Here is an 18,256-nt window from a genome sequence, read left to right as displayed (position 1 = left end):
ATTTTATTCTGTATAAATTCTTCCCTTTTTTGTAGCTTATCTAACATTGAGTCTTTTAAGTAAATTAATTTTGAGGTATTGCTGCACAGGTTAATGCGGTTTGTCCCTGACTAGGAGATTGATCAGCAATTAATTCAATTTTGCCTTGGGCATTACGTCGCCAAGAGGTAGCTTGGACAAGAGGCTGTGGTGGTTTTGGTATTTGGGCTTGTGCAGGTTGTGTTTTGTGAAATGCAGAGATGTCACGAGTATCAGACCAAGTGCGATCGCCCCAAATCTGCTGTGTGGGATTTTGCGGTATGCCACCTCTACCTGTGGCGACAAAACTACTACCACTGGTATCTGCACAACCACTAGCAATTTGCTGCGATGAGTCAGTAATATTTGCAGGTAATTCCACTAAACCAGAATTGGGATCAACACTGACATTGTTAATATCGACTGTACCGTTCACACCAAATTGCGAACTGGCGCTGATGTCGTTTTCTGGAGTGAGTTGATTACGGAATTTTAGCCCAAATATACCTTGAGTAGTAATGTTAATGTTCCCACCACGACCACGGACAGCGTTGGCAATAATATCACTATTACCAGTGCCGATGATCAAGGGGGTATTGATAGTAATGTTACCACCATTGCCTGTAGTGCCAGCTTCGGCGTTGAGGAGACTGCGATCGCTCACTCGCAACAATTCAGACAGATTTAACACTAAGTTACCGCCATCACTAGAGACTGTAGAGGCGTTGATTTGAGCATTTTCCTTGAGAATCAATGATCGCCCGGTAATCTCAACCGTCCCACCATTACCAGTTCCGGTACTGCGACTGGTAATTTGTGCGCCAGTTTGCAAGTTAATGCGATCGCCTGCGGTAATATTTAAGTTACCCGCTTTTCCTGATTGGGATGAGGCGGTGGAAACAATCGCATTGTCAATCAAATCTAAAGTCCCAGTGTTAAATTTCACCGTACCACTGTCACCACTACCCGAAGATTGACTACTAATGGTGCTTTGATTGAGTGCGATCGCCGAAGCTTTAACATCAATTGCGCCTGCATTACCAATACCTGCGGTGTTACTGGAGATGATACTTTGATTGCTGAGTTGTAAAGTGCCTGTATCCAGTGTAATTTCACCACCCTTACCACTACCACTGGTACTGGCTGAGATTATACCATTGTTAAGTTCTACGGTGTTAGTTGCCTGAAGCTTGATATTTCCCGCATCGCCACTTTCAGATAAGGATTGACTAGTAATGTTGCTTTGATTGAGTGCGATCGCTTTAGCTATGACATCGATTGCACCTGCATTACCAATACCTGTGGTGTTACTGGATATAATACTTTGATTGTTGAGTCGTAAATTACCTGTATTGAGTGCAATTTCACCACCCTTACCACTACCACTGGTACTAGCTGAGATTGTACCATTGTTAAGTTCTACGGTGTTAGCTGCCTGAAGCTTGATATTTCCCGCATCGCCACTTTCAGATAAGGATTGACTAGTAATGTTGCTTTGATTAAGTGCGATCGCGTTAGCTTTGACATCAATTGCACCGGCATTACCAATACCTGTGGTGTTGCTGGAGATGATACTTTGATTGTTGAGTTGTAAAGTACCTGTATTCAGGGCAATTTCTCCACCCTTGCCACTACCACTTGTATTAGCTGAGATTTTACCATTGTCAAGTTCTACAGTGTTAGGCACATTAAATATAATATCTCCCGCATTGCCACTGGCAGATGTTGAGGAGTTAATGGAACTGCCATTGAGGAAGGAGAGGCGATTTGTGGTGACATTGACATCTCCAGCTTGTCCAGTACTTTTTGTAGTGGTGAAAATTTGACTGTTATTCAATGTCGTTAAACCAGGACTGGTGAGGGTGACATTACCGGCGGAGTCCCTACCTTTGGTATCGCTTTCAATTAGGGTGTTAGTTAGAGTAAGGTTCCCCGCACTACTAATGTTGACATCACCTGATCGCCCTTTGCCATCAGCCGGAATGTTGATTGTGCCTGTTAATGCGGTTCTGATGGTGATTGGTTTACTTGTTTGGATGGCCAGATCAGCGATCGCCAAATCGCCCTGTCCCAAAATCGACACCATCCCTGCCTCAGCAGCAGAAGATGTTGTTACTACTGTCAATCCAGATATCTGGTTTAGAGCATCTAATCTTACAGAACCACCATTGTTTGCAGTTCCTTGGGGCGCAACGCTAAAACTATACAAGTTACTGCCGTTGCCCAAAATATCCCCGTTTTGTGCAGTCAGGGCGATATCACCACCCTGACCGCTATTCCCTACTGCTGAGTATGAGAATGAGTTTAAATTGCTCTGGTTAGAGAGGTTGCCATTGATTGCTGTCAGGGTGATATCGCCGCCATTACCACTATTACCCGTTAAGGAGTAGGACAGGGATGACAACTCGGCTTGGTTAGAGAGGTTGCCATTGATTGCAGTGAGAGTGATATCGCCGCCATTGCTACCATTCCTCGCCGTTGATTCCATTCGGCCCTGGCTGGAGAGGTTGCCATTGGTTGCAGTGAGGGCGATATCGCCGCCATTACCACTCTTCCCGAATATTGAGCTGGAAAAAGACAATAAACTGCGCTGGCTGGAGAGGTTGCCATTGGTCGTGGAAAGAATTATCTTGCCGCCATTGCCACTTGTACCATAAAAGGTCAACAGGGATGAAGATGCGCCATTGACAGAAAGATTGCCGTTAGTGGTAGTGAGGGTAATATCGCCGCCATTCCCTCCTTGATCGAGTCCAAATACTGATGAATCTAGACCGCCATTGACAGAAAGATTGCCGTTAGTGGTAGTGAGGGTAATATCGCCGCCACTCCCACTTGTAAGGAATGAAAGAGAAGATGAGTTCACATTGCCATTAATCGAGATATTGCCATTAGCGAACAGCTTGATATCGCCACCATTGCCACTATTCCCAAAATACAACAAAGCCGAGGAATCTAAGTTTCCTGTGACAATATCCCCAGCAGCATTCAGGGTAATTGCACCACCATTTCCCCCTGTTGTATTTGATGTCTTGATACTGCTTACCCTAATACTTCCCGGTGGCAAACCTGCCACTGTCCCCGTCGTGAAGCCTAATTGTGGCAAATTCGATGTCGGTACTGATGCCACCCCTGCCCGCAAAATCGCCGCCGGCTCAGTTGTGAGTATCAGATAATCCGGGTCAGTGCTGGGAACGCTCACATCAGGGCCGGTAATCACAATATTACCCCCCTCAATGCTCCCTGTGGCTTCCACCTTCAATGCCACCCCTGTGTAATCACCAAACACTACATCCCCATTGGCATAAATTATCGGGTCAAACAAACTCACAAACTTCCCTGGAGTCCCTGCTAAAGTCTCAAATGAGAGATTACCACCACTCAGGAAATGTGCATCTCCAGAAATATTCCCGTTGCTGATCAAACTCAAATTCCCCCCACTTTGAAGGGCGGCTACTGGATGATTCAATGCCAGGATATCAATGTTTTGATTTCCTTGAATTGTTAAGTTTCTGCCTGCTTGGGCAAGAAATGGAGTTGTGGCATGATCCCTAATTTTCACAGTATCTTGGGCTTTGAGGCTTAAATCTCTCCCTGCTACCAGTTCTCCCTGTAAGTCTAGGCTACCTGCTTCTAGTGTTAAATCTTGTCCGGTGGTGAGATGACTCTCGACTCGAATCGGTGCGGAATTCTGCCCCATTTGTAAGCCAATTGGTACACTCATGGTTAACAATGGTGTATTACTGGGATTTGTGGCACTAAATTCTGTACCATCGGCAAACTTTATACTATTGGCTGTTGTAGCGATAAATGAACCGCCAATATTTAAGCTGGCATTTGACCCAAAAATCATCCCGGATGGGTTGAGTAAGAATAAGTTGGCACTACCATTGGCTTGAATTAAACCATCAATATAGGAAACATGACCGCCCGTGACACGACTAAATATATTTTGGATGTCTGCGGCATTGTTAAAGACTGCGGAACCATTACTGGGAACGGAGAATTGGCTGAAGCTATGAAATAAATTATTGCCGATACGGGTGCCATTGGTGATGCTGTAATGATTACTCCCACTTACAGCAGTGTTGAGAGTCCCATCAGGAGTTACCTGAGCGTTTACACTACTGTTGCAAATAGCAGATGTCACAATTGCACCAATTAAGCCCAAACCAGCAATAGTTATTTTCATTAATCTATTTCTTGTGTTCTATTCCATATTTATCTTTCCCCAGACAATAATCTTTTTAACAGTAGTTAATTTTCGGCTACAGCTGCACAGGTTAAGGCTGATGGTATCGGTGAATTAGTATTAGCTGCAACAAGCTCAATTTTGCCTTGGGCGTTACGTCGCCAGCCAGTTGCTTGCACCAGTACTTCTGGTGATTTTGGCATTTGGGCTTGTACTGATTGTGTTTTATGGAATGCAGATATATCGCGGATGTCTGACCAGGTGCGATCGCTATTCAACCCTTGTGTCGGATTTTGTGGTATTCCACCTCTGCCAACGGCAACAAAACTACTACTAGTATTAGCATTGCAACCACTAGCAATTTGCTGAGATGGATCAGTGACATTTCCGGGTAATTCCACTAAACCCGAATTGGGATCAACACCAACATTATTAATTTCCACTGTGCCATTCAAATTAAACGCAGAACTGGCTGTAATATCATTGGTTAAATCTTCTCTTGGAGTCAGAGTATCGCGGAATTTTAGACCGATAATGCCTTGAGTTGTAATGGCAATATTACCGCCCTTTCCTTGCACGGCATTGGCAATAATGTCACTGTTTTCTAGCCCTACAATTACTGGTGCATTAATACTAATATTGCCACCATTGCCACTACCACCGGCTTCTGCACTAATAAAGCCACCATCACGCATTAGTAATAAATCTCGCAGTTGCAGGTTAATGTTTCCGCCTTCGCCTGCTTTTGTCGAGGCTAAAAGGTTTCCACCATTTTTAAGTGTGAGGGTGTTTGCATTAATTTCCAGATTACCTGCTGTCCCAGAGCCAGTATTTTGAACAAAAATTGTCGCACCATCAGAAACGTTAACAATGGGGGCGTTAATAGTAGTGTTGCCGGCATTGGCACGGGAAATTATACTAAAAGCACCAACAGGCAGAACAGCAGTACCAACATAACTGGGGGTTTCGCCAGGTTTTATACCACTCACATCAATTGATTCTGAGGCATTGATAGTCAGTGAACCTGCATTGCCTAAAATTATGCTAGAAGCCGATACTCTCCCACCATCTTGAACAGATAATTTACGGGTGTCAATGTTCAAATTGCCTGCATCACCAGGCCCAAAGGTAGCGGCCGAAACTAAAGTAAAATAACTACCTTTTGGCGCACCTGCACCTAATACCTGGATTGTATCTGCTTTGATATTTAGATCACCGCCCTTACCTGAAGAATAAGGTCTAGCTGCTATATTAGCTCCGGCTGAAACAGATAAATCTTGAGTGGAAATAGCAATATCCCCGCCCTTTCCCTTACCAAAAGAAGCAGCTAGTATTTGACTGACGGCTCGAAAAGCAAGCGGATCGCCTGATGCAAACCCATTGATATCTATTGCATCACTATTGATGATAATGTTACCCCCAGAGCCGGTACTAAATGTGCGGTTTAAGATGTAACCGCCTTGATCAATATTTAACTTCGGGGTATTAACGATGATCTGCCCCGCCGCCGCAGAAGATACGGTGTCATTAACTAAACTGCTAGAACTTATAAACCTAGGGGATTTACCGCTAATATTCAGTGATTCTGTAGCATTTACAACAATATCACCAGCAGCTTGGTTACTTCGATTTTGGACTAACACCAAAGAACCATCACGGATACTTACTTGTTTCCCTTGAATGTTTACAGAGCCGCCATTTCCTCGGCTGAGATCGCGTGTAGATGCTAAAGCGCGTTGGGTAAGGGTAATATCACCAAAACTCGTTATGTTGGGATAACTCAGGGTAAATCCTTGGGAAGTGGAATTGAGAGTAACGTTAGCGTTACTGATGCTACCCAATTCTATTTTTCCTCCCGGTGCAGAAAGTAAACCGCCATCCAAGGCAATATTCCCACCCACTAATGCTAGGGTTTTGCCAGATTGTACTTGTAATCCTCTGGTGCCAATATTGAGTCCAGATATTGAAGATGATGCAAGAAAATTGGCATTGTGTCCGGCTCCTTGAACGGTAATCGCTCCTGGATTACTACCAAGTTGCAAACCAACAGGGACACTCATCGTTAATAAAGCTGGCGATGTGGTATTTGTGGCGCTAAACTTCAACCCATCGGCAAATACTATGCTATCGGCAGTTGTGCCGACAAAAGAACCACTGATGCTTAACTTAGCATTAGCTCCAAATACAATCCCGGCTGGATTTAGCAAGAATAAATTAGCACTACCTTGGGTGCTGATTGTGCCATCGATATTCGATACACTACCACCTGTAACACGAGCAAAGATATTTTGGACAGTAGTGGGATTATTGAATACAACAGAGCCACCTGTAGGTATGGAAAATTGGCTAAAGCTATGAAATAAATTATTGCCGACAAGAGTGCCATTAGTGATGGTGTAATTACCATTCACATCCGTCTTGAGAGTGTTATCGGAAACTACTTGGGCGTGAACACTACTGTTATAAACAGCAGCTATACAGATTGCACCGAGAAAGCCAAATCTACCAAAAGCTAATGTCATGAACCCAGTTCTTGTTTTTGATTCCGTGTTTATTGTTCCCAATGCAGTCAGATCAATTCACTTGATGGATATATAGATATAGCAGTCCTATTTGAGAGATGAACAAAAGAGACAAGGGAGACAAGGTAGACCCGAATTTCTCACGTATGGGTAGCGGGTGTGGAGAGAGGGGAGTGTGGGGGGAAAGATTTTTTCACCATCCTCCCACACTTCCCGGATTTCTCACACCCCTGGATTTCTCACAAGAGAGAAATCCAGGGTAGAGAGATGTTTGTATATCATAGGACTTACGCAGTGAGACGAAAAACCAAGGGTTTTGGGAAGGGTGTAAGAGTTTATGGGTATAGAGGTGTATGTGTCCAAAACTCTTACACCCCATACCCTTTAACCCTTACACCCAGTCTCCGCAGAAAATTTTTGTGCGTAAGTCCTGAATCTATATGCGTCAATCTTGATGGCTATTAAAATAGCGAATACTGCATAGAGAAGTACAATCCGTTTTCTTGGAGCGATCGCTTGTCGCCCTCAACAGAGATAATTGGAATACCCCAATCTAAACGGGCTGAGAAGTTATTCCCTTGTTTCCATAACAACCCAAACCCAGCACCGACTAAGGTATTGGTGGAGGGATTGTCACCTTTACTATTCCAGCCTTGGCCGACATCAACAAATGGTGCTAGTTGTAAGACTCCTTGGATTTTTTTCGCCCGCACAATGGGAAAGCGAAATTCTGAGGAAAACAAGAAGCCGTTATCTGTGAGTAATGTATCTTGGCGATAACCCCGCACGCTTAACTGTCCACCTAATCCAAATTGCTCTAAAGGTACTAAGTTATTGGCGGCTAGTTGTAAATCAGCCCTAGTTAAAAACAAGGTATCTGGAGCAAATTGTCTTACCCACTGTGCTTGTCCTCGCCAACTAAAGAAGCGGCTATCGGGAGCCTCTTCACTCACACTTGCTCCCAACCAATCAACTCCCAAACTAAATTGCGATCGCGCGGCGAAAACTTGTGTGTTGCTGCGCTGGGTATACTCTTGGGTGAAGCGCAAGGCAGAAATTTTCGTTCTGCCATTATCATCGGCTCCAGGAGATAAGGGAAAGCCACCTATATTATCTAAACCAATGATTGTTTGACTTTCTTGGCGGGAGAATGATACCCCTACAGCTAACTCTTGAGTGGGCTTTTGCAGTAATGGTTGACGAAATCCGAATTCGTAGGCGGTGCTATTTGACTGAATATCTAGAACGCTGAAAGGGTCTTCTATAACGTTGTTCCAGCCTTGGTTAACACTAAAAGATACAGCGCCGTTGTGGGCATTCACAGGCAATGTGTAACTAGCGGCAATTGTATTACTACCATTGGTATTGGTATAGCCCACATTCAAGGTATCCCCTAAACCTAATAGATTGGCCTCTTGGATATCTATACCCCGGCGGAAACTACCAACACTAGGCGATCGCCCATTATCCAAGCTGAGTGAGCCTGTGAAGGTGTCGGCTTCTTGAACTTCGACACGTAAGATATTGCGTCCGGGAGTTGTACCGGTTTGCAATTCCGCAGAGAGATTTTTAATGCGTGGATCGAGTCGGAGTAGTTGCAGTTTTTCCAGTAATCGCGGCACATTCAGGGGTTTTCCTGCACCTAGACGAATGCGATCGCGAATGTAGTTGCTATTCAATCGTCGATTACCCACGATTTTGATTTCTTGCAAACTACCTTCTACTACCTGAATTGTCACAACTCCTGCATCTAGTGTTTGGGGTGAAATTAAAGCCCCAGTGGTGACGTAGCCTTTATCGGTGTAGAACTTGCTGATGGCTTCTTTGACTTGTAATAACTCTGCAAAAGATGCTTCGCGCCCAATAAAAGGATCTGTAATCGGCGCAAAATCTTTTGGTGTAAATACTGTGCTACCAATAACTTCAATGCGTTCCACCCGGAATTTAACATTAGGATCATCCTCTCCTGTCGTTGGCTGATCAGGTAATTCCACAGGCGGAAGTAATGGCTCTTTTTCTGATGGCTGTGGTAGCGCATCTGATGGTAAGGGCGTAACCGGAATTTCTTCTATCCTTCCTGGTGGTAAACCTTGCTGGTTGGTTGTTTGGGCGTATACCTGATGATAATTACACAATACTGCGGCAATAACAAACCCGAATGTAAAAGGTTTTAGTATTGTTATGCGCGGCTTACAAATCATTTGATGCTTGTGTGTATGGCTAATTATAAATTTTGTCTTCACACTAAATACCCACGCATAAATATTGAGTCATTTTTCTCGGCAATTATCAAAGTTACTTTTATATTTCAACTGATCAAAGTTGCCTTGCTTCAGTGATGTAAGGAGTATCATATATATATAAGATTACGCTTTATTTTTTACAAATGTACCCAGTGTAAATACTGTTTTTTCTTGATGAAGAAATTTGATTCCGCATGATTACAGATAATCATCAGAAGAACTCTTATCGCGGTATTCCAGCATAACTTTTGTGATCCCGAACAACCCCTTTTAATCTGCCATGTCACAGACTGACTTGAGTTTTATCCTGGGAGTATGGTACATTTAGAATGAGGTTATTTGCTGTAAAAATTGGTTATGGTTATTTTGGCTAAAATTAACGTTTAACCATCAAACTATTAAAGATATCAATACAATTTATCGAATTCTTAGCCAGTCATTCAAAAAACATTGTTATTGATTAGCTATTTTTTAACAGAGATTAACCTAAAATTAACTTCTAGACTGCTGATAAAAAATAGTTACTCTTCAATGAAGGGTAAACTATCTTACTTACCGGGTTAATCTCTAAATTAGAAATAATACTAAAATTTATTAAAATAGTAAAAAAAATATAAACATCTAGTGTTTAAGAGTTTAATTATAGTAATGTTTATATTGATAAAATCAAAATCCAAAGTTATTAAATTAATATAAAAAACCAGAATTATTGCTGGAAAAAGTTTTGAACTTAGGATTAATGATTATAAAAAAATATTAACTTCTGCAACAGGCATATATGAGCAAAGCCAATGGTAAAACAAGTTTGTTGCAAAAACAATTATGGCAGCGCGAAAGACGAGCGATCGCATTTTTATCTTGTTTGAACTATCGCTCTGGAGAATTATCTAGCTACCTGCAAAGCATTGCCTGTGGAGTCAGCGAGTTATTAGAAATTGATTGGTCAGTCGTGACTGTTTGCCAAAAAGGATTTGAGAAAGTACTAGCCAGTAGTATGGATATGGGCGAGGGTGAGCATGTCTATTCACTACATGGTTTACTCACCGGCACAGTCATCGAAATTGGTCGCCCTTTGGCGGTAGAAGATGCAGTCAAAAATCCAGAGTATGGGCAGATTCCCGAAGGTTACTGTGCTTATTTAGGCATACCTTTAAAAACAGCAGAAGGAAAAGTCATTGGTACAATCTGCTCTTTTCACCGCCAGCACAGAGAATTTACACCAGAAGAAATTCAAGTAGCCGAAGTATTTGCCGAACGTGCAGCTACAGCTATAGATAATTATTATCTCTACCAACAACAGTGTGAATTTAATCAAATTTTAGAATCAGAAGTAGAAAAACGTACCATTGAACTGCGAACCGCCCAAGCTAAACTCGTAGAACAAGAACGCCTCGCAGCAATTGGTGAATTTGCTGCCATGATTGTCCATGAAATTCGCAATCCTTTGACAACAATGCTCATGGGATTAAAGTATTTCCAAAAGACTAATTTAAACCCAGCCGCACAAGAGCGATTATCGTTAGCATTAGGTGAAGCTTCTCGCTTAGAAAATCTGTTGAGTGAAATTTTGCTTTATGCGAAACCTCAAGTGTTGCAACTGGATGAGTTAGAGATAAATGACTTGATTCGAGAGTTGCTGAAATTAATTTGGGAAATGCCAGAAGCCTTAGAACGGGAAATCAAATTTATCCCTAGCCCAAACCCAATCAAAGTTTTAGGGGATCAAGACAAGCTCAAACAAGTATTTATTAATATTGTGCGTAATGCTTGTGAGGCAGTGTCTCCTGGAGATGTGATTATTTGGGAAGTCAAAAATTCATCTTTAGATCAAGTTAGCATTAATGTTTGTAATGGTGGCGAGCCAATACCAGCCGAAATTCTTGCACAACTAACGCAGCCGTTCTTTTCTACTAAATCTAACGGAACTGGTTTGGGATTAGCCATTTCTAAACGCATTGTTCATGCTCATGGTGGAGAATTATCTATTCATTCTGATGCGGTATCTGGTACTACTGTTACAGTGCAATTACCTGTAGCAACGGTACGGAAAACGGGTGGAAATTAAGTCAAAAGTTAAAAGTTAAAAGTCAAAAATTCTCTGATTTTTGACTTCCTCGTAGGGGTGTAGGTGTTCAAAATTCTGATACCCCATCTCAACAACTCAATTTGTGTCAGTCCTCAGAGTCATTTCATACTTTGGTGATGTGGTTTATGATTACGCAAGGGTGGGGAAGTCAATAACCCCTACACCTGAAAATCTTACGTAAGTCTTATTTTTAAGTATCTAGTTTGAGGTGAGGACAATTGGTGCAACAACCAGAACTGCGGCAAAATTCGCCGATGCGATCAATTGGGCGCGTGTTGAAGAGTTTAGGCAATTACCGTTGGATTTCTGTGGGAGCTTTGATTAGTGTCTTACTATTAACAGTTGCCAATGCTGTGACACCGCAATTATTTCGTTGGGGAATTGATCAAGGTATTGCACCGCGTAACTTACAAATAGTACTTTATAGTGCAGCTTGGATGGTAGTAGCTGCGATCGCACGGGGTTTATTTAACTTTGGTCAAAGCTATTTAGCTGAAGCTGCATCTCAAGGTGTGGCTTATGATTTACGCAACAAGATTTTCAGCAAAATTCAAAATTTAAGTTTTAGCTATCATGATCAGTCGCAGACTTCTCAATTATTAACCCGTGTCACCAATGACATTGAGCAAATCCGCACTTTTGTGGGGACTAGCTTGATTCAGGTGATTGGGGGATTAGTGACATTGGTAAGTATTGCCGTGATTTTGCTAGTGATGAATTGGCAACTGGCTTTAATTACCTTGTCGGTAGTGCCGATATCTGCATGGTTAATGGCAAGGTTTGTGAATCGGAATAACCGACTGTTTGGGCAAATCCAACAGCAATTGGGTAATTTGAATGCGGTTTTGCAAGAGAATTTGTTAGGGATACGGGTAGTGAAAGCCTTTGTGCGTGAGTCGGCGGAAAAGTCGCGTTACACCACCTTAAATGATGCCCTCGTCAGCGCAAATATGCAGACGATTATGGCTATTCGTAATACATTTCCGTTTATCTTTTTACTGAGTAATTTGGTGACACTGGCAGTCTTTGGCTATGGAGGTATGCTGGTAATTGGTGATAGCTTTTCGATTGGGGAATTAGTAGCATTTAACTCATACTTAGTGTTAATTTTTCAACCCATATTATTAATTGGGTTTGCTGCCCCAGCGATCGCCCAAGCCGCAGCCTCGGCTACACGAGTGTTTGAAATAGTTGATGCGGCTGTGGAAATCCGCGATCACCCGAATGCGATGTTATTTGATACTTGCGGTGGCCGCATTACCTTTGAAAACGTTTCCTTTCGCTATCCGGGAGCCACCACAGAAGCTCTAAAAAATGTATCTTTTGAAACTAAGCCCAAAGAACTGATCGCGGTTCTAGGAATGACAGGTTCTGGCAAAAGCACAATTATGAACTTGATTCCCCGCTTTTATGATGTGACTGGGGGAGCGATTCGCATTGATGGGCGGGATGTGCGAGATTTTACACTCCAAAGTTTGCGATCGCATATTGGCATAGTCTTTCAAGAAAGCACCTTATTCTCTGGAACCATCCACGATAATATTACCTACGCTAAACCAAATAGCAGTTTAGAACAAGTAATAGAAGTGGCGAAAACTGCCCAGATTCATGATTTTATTATCAGCTTGCCCGATGGCTACAACACAATTGTCGGCGAACGGGGTGTGGGTTTATCTGGTGGACAAAAACAACGGATTGCGATCGCCCGTACCTTACTCACCGATTACAGTATTCTGATTTTGGATGATAGTACCTCTGCGGTGGATGCTAAAACAGCCACCCAAATTCAAGCCGAACTAGATAATTTAATGCAGCAAAAAGCTTGTGTCACCTTTGTGGTAGCCCAACGCATTAGTACAGTCAAAAATGCTGATCGCATTTTATTAATCGATCAAGGTCAATTGGTAGCCCAAGGAACCCATGAAGAATTGATGCGAATTAGTCCACTTTATGGGGCAATTCTCGAATCTCAAATTCAACATCATCAAGTAAAATCTTGATTTATAGCGTTTCTGATTCTAGTGAAGTACAAGCAAGAATAATTAACCGCAGATGGACACAGATGGACGCTGATAAATTTGTACCTCAGTAGACTAAGAAAGGCTATATCGCACCAAGCAGAGTAACAATTTTACCTCCTGCCTCAACCGCGTAGCGGTAAGTCAAAAGGCAAAAGTAAAAAGGCAAAAATCAAGAATACTTTTGACTTTTGGTTTTTTACTTTTGACTTCTCCGGCTTTGCCGGATTGCCTTCTACTACAGCATAATTAAACCCAGCCTGACACCAGCCGTCACCGCTTCGGTACGGGAAGAAACAGCCAGCTTTTGAAAGATGGATGAAACATGAAATTTCACTGTATGTTCGGAAATTTGTAGACGTTTTGCGATCGCTTTATTACCCAACCCAGAACCTAGCATTCCCAAAACCTCAATTTCTCTGGGTGTCAAAGTTTGCACAGGGTTAGCCACAACTTTTTCACGGATGGGGAGTAATTCTAAATAATCTGGGTGCAGTACTATCAAACCCGATGCGATCGCTTCGATCGCCGCAGTGATTTCCGCTTCTGTGCTAGTACTGGGTAATATTCCCCGCACACCAGAACGTAAGCTATTTTCTAGGTCAAGACTCTCGATATCTTCTGTAATCAGTAGAATTTGTTGTTCTGATATCAGTTGCAATTTTGTCCAAGTTGATGAAAGATTACTGCTGAAATCTAACAGCAATACATCTGGTTGGAGTTGTTCAAATTCCTTGGTGAATGTCTCTAAATCTGATGTTGTTCCCACTACAGTTAGTTGGGGATGTTGATTGATCAGTGATGACAAACCCACCTGCACCACCACAGAAGCAGCAATGACCACCACTCGGATCATGTCGCCTCCACAGAGGTTTTCTGGGCAATGTCAACAATAAATTGCTTTCTCCTCCGTCGCACTTGTAATGGTATAGACTCTTGGTTGTGATGCAGATATTTAGCCAAGTCATTAGGTCGAGTAAATAACCGTCCTGCAACCCCAATTAACACATCGCCAATTTGTAAACCAACAGTTTCTGCCACACTACCAGGAACTATAGATAATACCAATAAACCGAGACTGAGCCTGTCTAAAACCACAGGTTGCAATGTGACTCCAAGTTGCCAACGAGGACTACCACTCAGAAAGCGGGTAACCTTGTGGCTGGGAATCGCCACCGCCAAACCGTTGACAATCATGGTATTAATCCCAACAACTCGCCCCAGACAATCAGCCAAACATCCACCAGAATTACCAGGATAAAGCTGTAAATCTGCGATGACGGCTGATTGATGATTGCTGTGAACCATCCCCATTGTGAATGCACCATCATCACCTAAAGGATTACCCACAGCCAAAACCAATTCACCAACTCGCAATGTATCAGAATTACCGATGGTAGCAGGATGTAAGTTAGTTGCAGTAATTTTGAGTGCGGCTAAATCTTGCTGGGGGTCAAAGTGCGATCGCACAGCCGCAAATACCCGACCATCAGATAATTCTACAGTTGGCTGCTGACTGGTCGCTACATGAGCATTCGTAATAATCAACCCGTCTGCTTGCCAAATCACCCCAGAACCAACTCCCAACCCACCGCTTTTAACTTTGACTGTGCTTTGACGCAGTTTAGCGGCAACTACGGACAGTTCATCATTGAATTGTGTCATCATATTTGCTTGGAATTATGAGAAATTACTTACTCAACGGTACGTTCGCCAACCACAATATCTAACTCAACTAATGTCCCACCCCGGACAAGCTGCACTTTAATGAGTTTACCAATGCGATCGCTATTATTTAGGAGTGCCAAGACATCGCCTGTATCACTTACGGCGACATTATCCAACCTTACCAACACATCCCCCAGCAATACACCTGCATTGTCAGCCGGACTAGATGATTCCACATTGACAACAATTACCCCCGTTGTCGTTGGTAAATTCAGAAGATTTTTCAAGTTATGCGGTAAGCGTACAGGCTGCATACCTACACCCAAATAACCGCGAGAAATGTGTCCTTTAGTAAGTAATTGATTGACTACACGCTCAATTGTACTAGCCGGAATTGTCAAAGCTGTACCACGCCTTCCAGATGTATTCATTCCCACCACGTAACCAGCCGCATCAACTAGCGCCCCGCCAGCAAAACCAGGGTAAAGCGTGATATCTGGGCGAATAAATTGGTCAATATTGCCACCACTCATACTCCGCCAAGCCCCACTAACTACACTCACCGCCCCCATTGCCGCCCGTATATCACCTTCGCTACTTCTGGCTAATCCCAAAACTAAATGACCAACTTTGAGTTTTGTGATATCACCAATTTGTGCAACTGGAATTGCTGAATTTTGTAGTTGAAAAACAGCTATATCAGTACTAGGGTCATGACCGAGAAATGACAATGGTACAGTGTTTCCATCTGCAAGAGTCGCAGTGATTTCGTCATAACGCCCCAGAGATTCATCAGAAGTCACAATAATATTATTACGCCAGTGAATACCACTGGAGGAAAGACGTTTACCAGCATTAACAGCAACTACAGCATTTCCAGCCTGTTCTACAATGTCCGCTAAACTGTTGGAAAAATCTTGCAATGAAGACATAAAATTATTCGCCAATATTTTGTGATGCTTCTATCTTGTCGCTTTATATCCAGCAATAGCATCGGAAAAATGGGGAGAATGTCACCTAGAAAAATGGCTAGTACAAACAAGGTAAAAGGCAAAAGTCAAAAGGAAAAAGAAAGAAGGTCACTGAGCGTACTTGTACTAAGCGACTTGCCTTGGGCGTTCGCGCAGCTTCTCCGTCAGGAGAAGTCGAAGTGTGGTCTGTTTATTTATGCCGACCTGTACTAGTTAAACATGATATGAAAAATATACTGATTATCATTTTCGTTAGCTAATACGTAGCTAGATTAACTAGGTTGTCAATCAGCCAAAAATGAACTAAGGTAGGACTGAATTTTTATAAGGTAAATTAATATAAACTTTTCCGAAATTTAGTCTTAATAATTGGTAACTGCTGAATGTAAGTCATTGATTTGGCGGATAAATAGCAGATTCGCCGTTTATGATTTACAGCAACTGATTGAAAAAATTAATGAGTAATGAATAATGAGTAATGAGTCAAAAATTTACTTATTAATAACTACTTATTACTCATTACTTAATACTCAGTTGTAAAAACATCTATATATGCAACAAAGCTTAATAAAGTATTTAGGAAATATCCTGTAAAAGAGCTTGAAGAAATAGCATAATCGTTATTAAAAGGAAGTATCATTTAGCCCTGCTAGTTCTGTGGATAATTGTGATTGATTTGTGTAACCACTAAGGCTAAAATTACAGGTTTTAAGTTTTGTGACTCACTATTATAGATGCTGGACGAACATATCCAAAAACTAGTAGAAAAGTCAATAAAAATTATTTCTAGAGGATATGTTGATTGCATGAATTAGCATAGCGATCGCGTAGTTTTTTTGAAGGAGAATATCTTATATGGCGCGTAAGAAAAAATCATCAGGTTTTCAATTTCAGCATTCAATTGACACAAGATGTCCTATTTGTTGTATTTTGCCACCTCACATGCTAGAGCATGTCGCTGTGAATGGTAATCCGCAGCAACGTTCTTGGGCGTTTCATACGTTAAACGTTTCCGCGCAGTTCCGTGGGCGACGGAATGTTGTCGGGAATATTTTCTTCTCTCCTTCTCCGGGTGAGAAGCGACGCACTATCTACGATGCGAAAAATGGACAGCAACTTCCCGGTACTTTAGTACGTAGTGAAGGTGATCCGCCAAGCATTGATGAAGCAGTGAATGAAGCTTATGATGCTGCTGGTGCTACTTATGACTTGTATTATGAAGTATTTGAACGCAACTCGATTGATGATAAGGGTTTGCGGTTAGACTCTAGCGTTCATTATGGTGTCAAATATGACAACGCCTTTTGGAACGGGGATCAAATGGTCTATGGTGATGGCGATGGCGAACTGTTCCAACGCTTCACAAAATGTATTGATATTATTGGGCATGAGTTAACACATGGAGTAACTCAATACGAAGCTGGTTTGCAATATTATGGTGAACCAGGGGCTTTGAACGAATCCTTTTCAGATGTTTTTGGTTCCTTGGTCAAACAAAGATTAAAAAATCAAACAGCCGACCAAGCAGACTGGATTATTGGTGAAGGTCTTTTAGCGCCCGGTGTGAAAGGTATTGGTATTCGCTCGATGAAAGCCCCAGGAACCGCCTATGATGATCCTGTGTTGGGCAAAGATCCGCAACCAGCACACATGCGGAATAAGTTTATGGGTTGGGAAGATAACGCGGGTGTGCATATCAATTCTGGTATTCCCAACTATGCCTTTTATTTAGCCGCAGTGGAAATTGGCGGTTATGCTTGGGAAAAAGCCGGGAAAATCTGGTACATTGCTTTACGCGATCGCTTGCGTAACCAAGCACAATTTAAAACCGCCGCTAATGTCACCATCCAAGTAGCGGGAGAACTCTACGGTACAGATAGTCTAGAACAAAAAGCTGTACAGAATGCTTGGCAAAAAGTAGGAGTAATTTAAGCAGAATTCAGGAGTCAGAAGCCAGAATACAGAACGGACTGTGCAGATAGTAAGACGAAAAATTAAGGTTTCTCGATAGGGTGTAAGAGTATAGGGTGTAAGGGTGTAAGTGTTCAAAACCCTTACACCCTATACCCATTCACCCCTACACCCAGTCTCAACAGACAATCTTCTTGCGTCACTCCTGTTCTGACTTCTTTTCATTGTTGCTAAACTGGGGGAAGATAGTTTCTTCTCCCAGCTTTTATATACAACGGAGAGCAAAACAATGCGGATCACATTTGAACGCACAGGTGGCTTTGCTGGAATAACAAAGAAAACAACCCTAGACACCAACAATCTTCCACCAAAGGAAGCTAAAGAACTACCATTATTAGTCCAAGCGGCGGATTTATTTCGCTTACCTGCACAAATTCCCTCGCCAAATCCCCAGAGCGATCGCTTTCAGTATAGGTTAACTGTAGAAGATAACGATAAACAGCACACAGTCATTGTTAGTGAAGCAGCCTTACCCGGAACTTTAAGACCTTTAATTGAATGGCTCAATCATTTGGCTATTCAGAGGGGGTAGGATTAGGGGGACAAGGGGGACAAGGGAGACACGGTTGA

The 18,256-nt window shown here is 42.4% G+C and carries 10 protein-coding genes; 4 read left to right on the top strand and 6 right to left on the bottom strand.

Annotation, left to right across the window (positions count from 1 at the left end; all coding sequences use genetic code 11):
* Window positions 1-64: 64 nt before the first annotated feature.
* The 3 genes from H6G79_RS09440 to H6G79_RS09430 all read right to left on the bottom strand — a co-directional run bounded on the left by H6G79_RS09440 (window position 65) and on the right by H6G79_RS09430 (window position 8,930).
* Window positions 65-4,207: a filamentous hemagglutinin N-terminal domain-containing protein gene (locus H6G79_RS09440; protein ID WP_190592899.1), complete on the bottom strand. Its 4,143-nt coding sequence runs from the start codon at window positions 4,205-4,207 to the stop codon at window positions 65-67.
* Between the two features lie 65 nt (window positions 4,208-4,272).
* On the bottom strand, window positions 4,273-6,729 hold the full coding sequence (locus tag H6G79_RS09435; protein WP_190592900.1) for an S-layer family protein: 2,457 nt from the start codon (window positions 6,727-6,729) through the stop codon (window positions 4,273-4,275).
* A 461-nt stretch (window positions 6,730-7,190) separates the two neighbouring features.
* Window positions 7,191-8,930 (bottom strand): ShlB/FhaC/HecB family hemolysin secretion/activation protein, encoded by a 1,740-nt coding sequence (locus tag H6G79_RS09430; protein WP_190592932.1) that lies wholly within the window; start codon window positions 8,928-8,930, stop codon window positions 7,191-7,193.
* Window positions 8,931-9,750: 820 nt separating this feature from the next.
* Here H6G79_RS09430 and H6G79_RS09425 point away from each other — a divergent pair.
* Together H6G79_RS09425 and H6G79_RS09420 are read left to right on the top strand one after the other, a co-directional pair.
* Window positions 9,751-11,037: a GAF domain-containing sensor histidine kinase gene (locus tag H6G79_RS09425; RefSeq protein ID WP_190592901.1), complete on the top strand. Its 1,287-nt coding sequence runs from the start codon at window positions 9,751-9,753 to the stop codon at window positions 11,035-11,037.
* 275 nt (window positions 11,038-11,312) lie between these two features.
* Window positions 11,313-13,058, top strand: a complete 1,746-nt coding sequence (locus H6G79_RS09420) for an ABC transporter ATP-binding protein (protein WP_190592933.1) — start codon at window positions 11,313-11,315, stop codon at window positions 13,056-13,058.
* Window positions 13,059-13,314: 256 nt separating this feature from the next.
* Here H6G79_RS09420 and H6G79_RS09415 read toward each other — a convergent pair whose 3' ends face one another.
* From H6G79_RS09415 to H6G79_RS09405, 3 genes are read right to left on the bottom strand one after another with little or no spacing between them, the layout of a single operon-like run.
* Window positions 13,315-13,932 (bottom strand): response regulator transcription factor, encoded by a 618-nt coding sequence (locus H6G79_RS09415; protein ID WP_190592902.1) that lies wholly within the window; start codon window positions 13,930-13,932, stop codon window positions 13,315-13,317.
* Window positions 13,929-14,744: a S1C family serine protease gene (locus tag H6G79_RS09410; RefSeq protein ID WP_190592903.1), complete on the bottom strand. Its 816-nt coding sequence runs from the start codon at window positions 14,742-14,744 to the stop codon at window positions 13,929-13,931. Before H6G79_RS09410 ends, H6G79_RS09415 begins: the two co-directional genes overlap by 4 nt.
* Before the next feature lie 26 nt (window positions 14,745-14,770).
* Window positions 14,771-15,676: a S1C family serine protease gene (locus tag H6G79_RS09405; protein WP_190592904.1), complete on the bottom strand. Its 906-nt coding sequence runs from the start codon at window positions 15,674-15,676 to the stop codon at window positions 14,771-14,773.
* An 894-nt stretch (window positions 15,677-16,570) separates the two neighbouring features.
* Here H6G79_RS09405 and H6G79_RS09400 point away from each other — a divergent pair.
* Together H6G79_RS09400 and H6G79_RS09395 are read left to right on the top strand one after the other, a co-directional pair.
* Window positions 16,571-17,647, top strand: a complete 1,077-nt coding sequence (locus H6G79_RS09400) for a M4 family metallopeptidase (RefSeq protein ID WP_190592905.1) — start codon at window positions 16,571-16,573, stop codon at window positions 17,645-17,647.
* Window positions 17,648-17,915: 268 nt separating this feature from the next.
* Window positions 17,916-18,218: a protealysin inhibitor emfourin gene (locus tag H6G79_RS09395; RefSeq protein WP_190592906.1), complete on the top strand. Its 303-nt coding sequence runs from the start codon at window positions 17,916-17,918 to the stop codon at window positions 18,216-18,218.
* Window positions 18,219-18,256: the final 38 nt, after the last annotated feature.

This window comes from Anabaena sp. FACHB-83 (genome assembly GCF_014697485.1).
Lineage (GTDB): Bacteria > Cyanobacteriota > Cyanobacteriia > Cyanobacteriales > Nostocaceae > Nostoc_B.
This window is presented reverse-complemented; position numbering and strand designations above follow the sequence as displayed.

Coding starts and splice junctions, on each gene's coding strand:
- H6G79_RS09440 (WP_190592899.1), bottom strand. CDS start 4,207: ATGAAAATAACTATTGCTGGTTTGGGCTTAATTGGTGCAATTGTGACA.
- H6G79_RS09435 (WP_190592900.1), bottom strand. CDS start 6,729: ATGACATTAGCTTTTGGTAGATTTGGCTTTCTCGGTGCAATCTGTATA.
- H6G79_RS09430 (WP_190592932.1), bottom strand. CDS start 8,930: ATGATTTGTAAGCCGCGCATAACAATACTAAAACCTTTTACATTCGGG.
- H6G79_RS09425 (WP_190592901.1), top strand. CDS start 9,751: ATGAGCAAAGCCAATGGTAAAACAAGTTTGTTGCAAAAACAATTATGG.
- H6G79_RS09420 (WP_190592933.1), top strand. CDS start 11,313: ATGCGATCAATTGGGCGCGTGTTGAAGAGTTTAGGCAATTACCGTTGG.
- H6G79_RS09415 (WP_190592902.1), bottom strand. CDS start 13,932: ATGATCCGAGTGGTGGTCATTGCTGCTTCTGTGGTGGTGCAGGTGGGT.
- H6G79_RS09410 (WP_190592903.1), bottom strand. CDS start 14,744: ATGATGACACAATTCAATGATGAACTGTCCGTAGTTGCCGCTAAACTG.
- H6G79_RS09405 (WP_190592904.1), bottom strand. CDS start 15,676: ATGTCTTCATTGCAAGATTTTTCCAACAGTTTAGCGGACATTGTAGAA.
- H6G79_RS09400 (WP_190592905.1), top strand. CDS start 16,571: ATGGCGCGTAAGAAAAAATCATCAGGTTTTCAATTTCAGCATTCAATT.
- H6G79_RS09395 (WP_190592906.1), top strand. CDS start 17,916: ATGCGGATCACATTTGAACGCACAGGTGGCTTTGCTGGAATAACAAAG.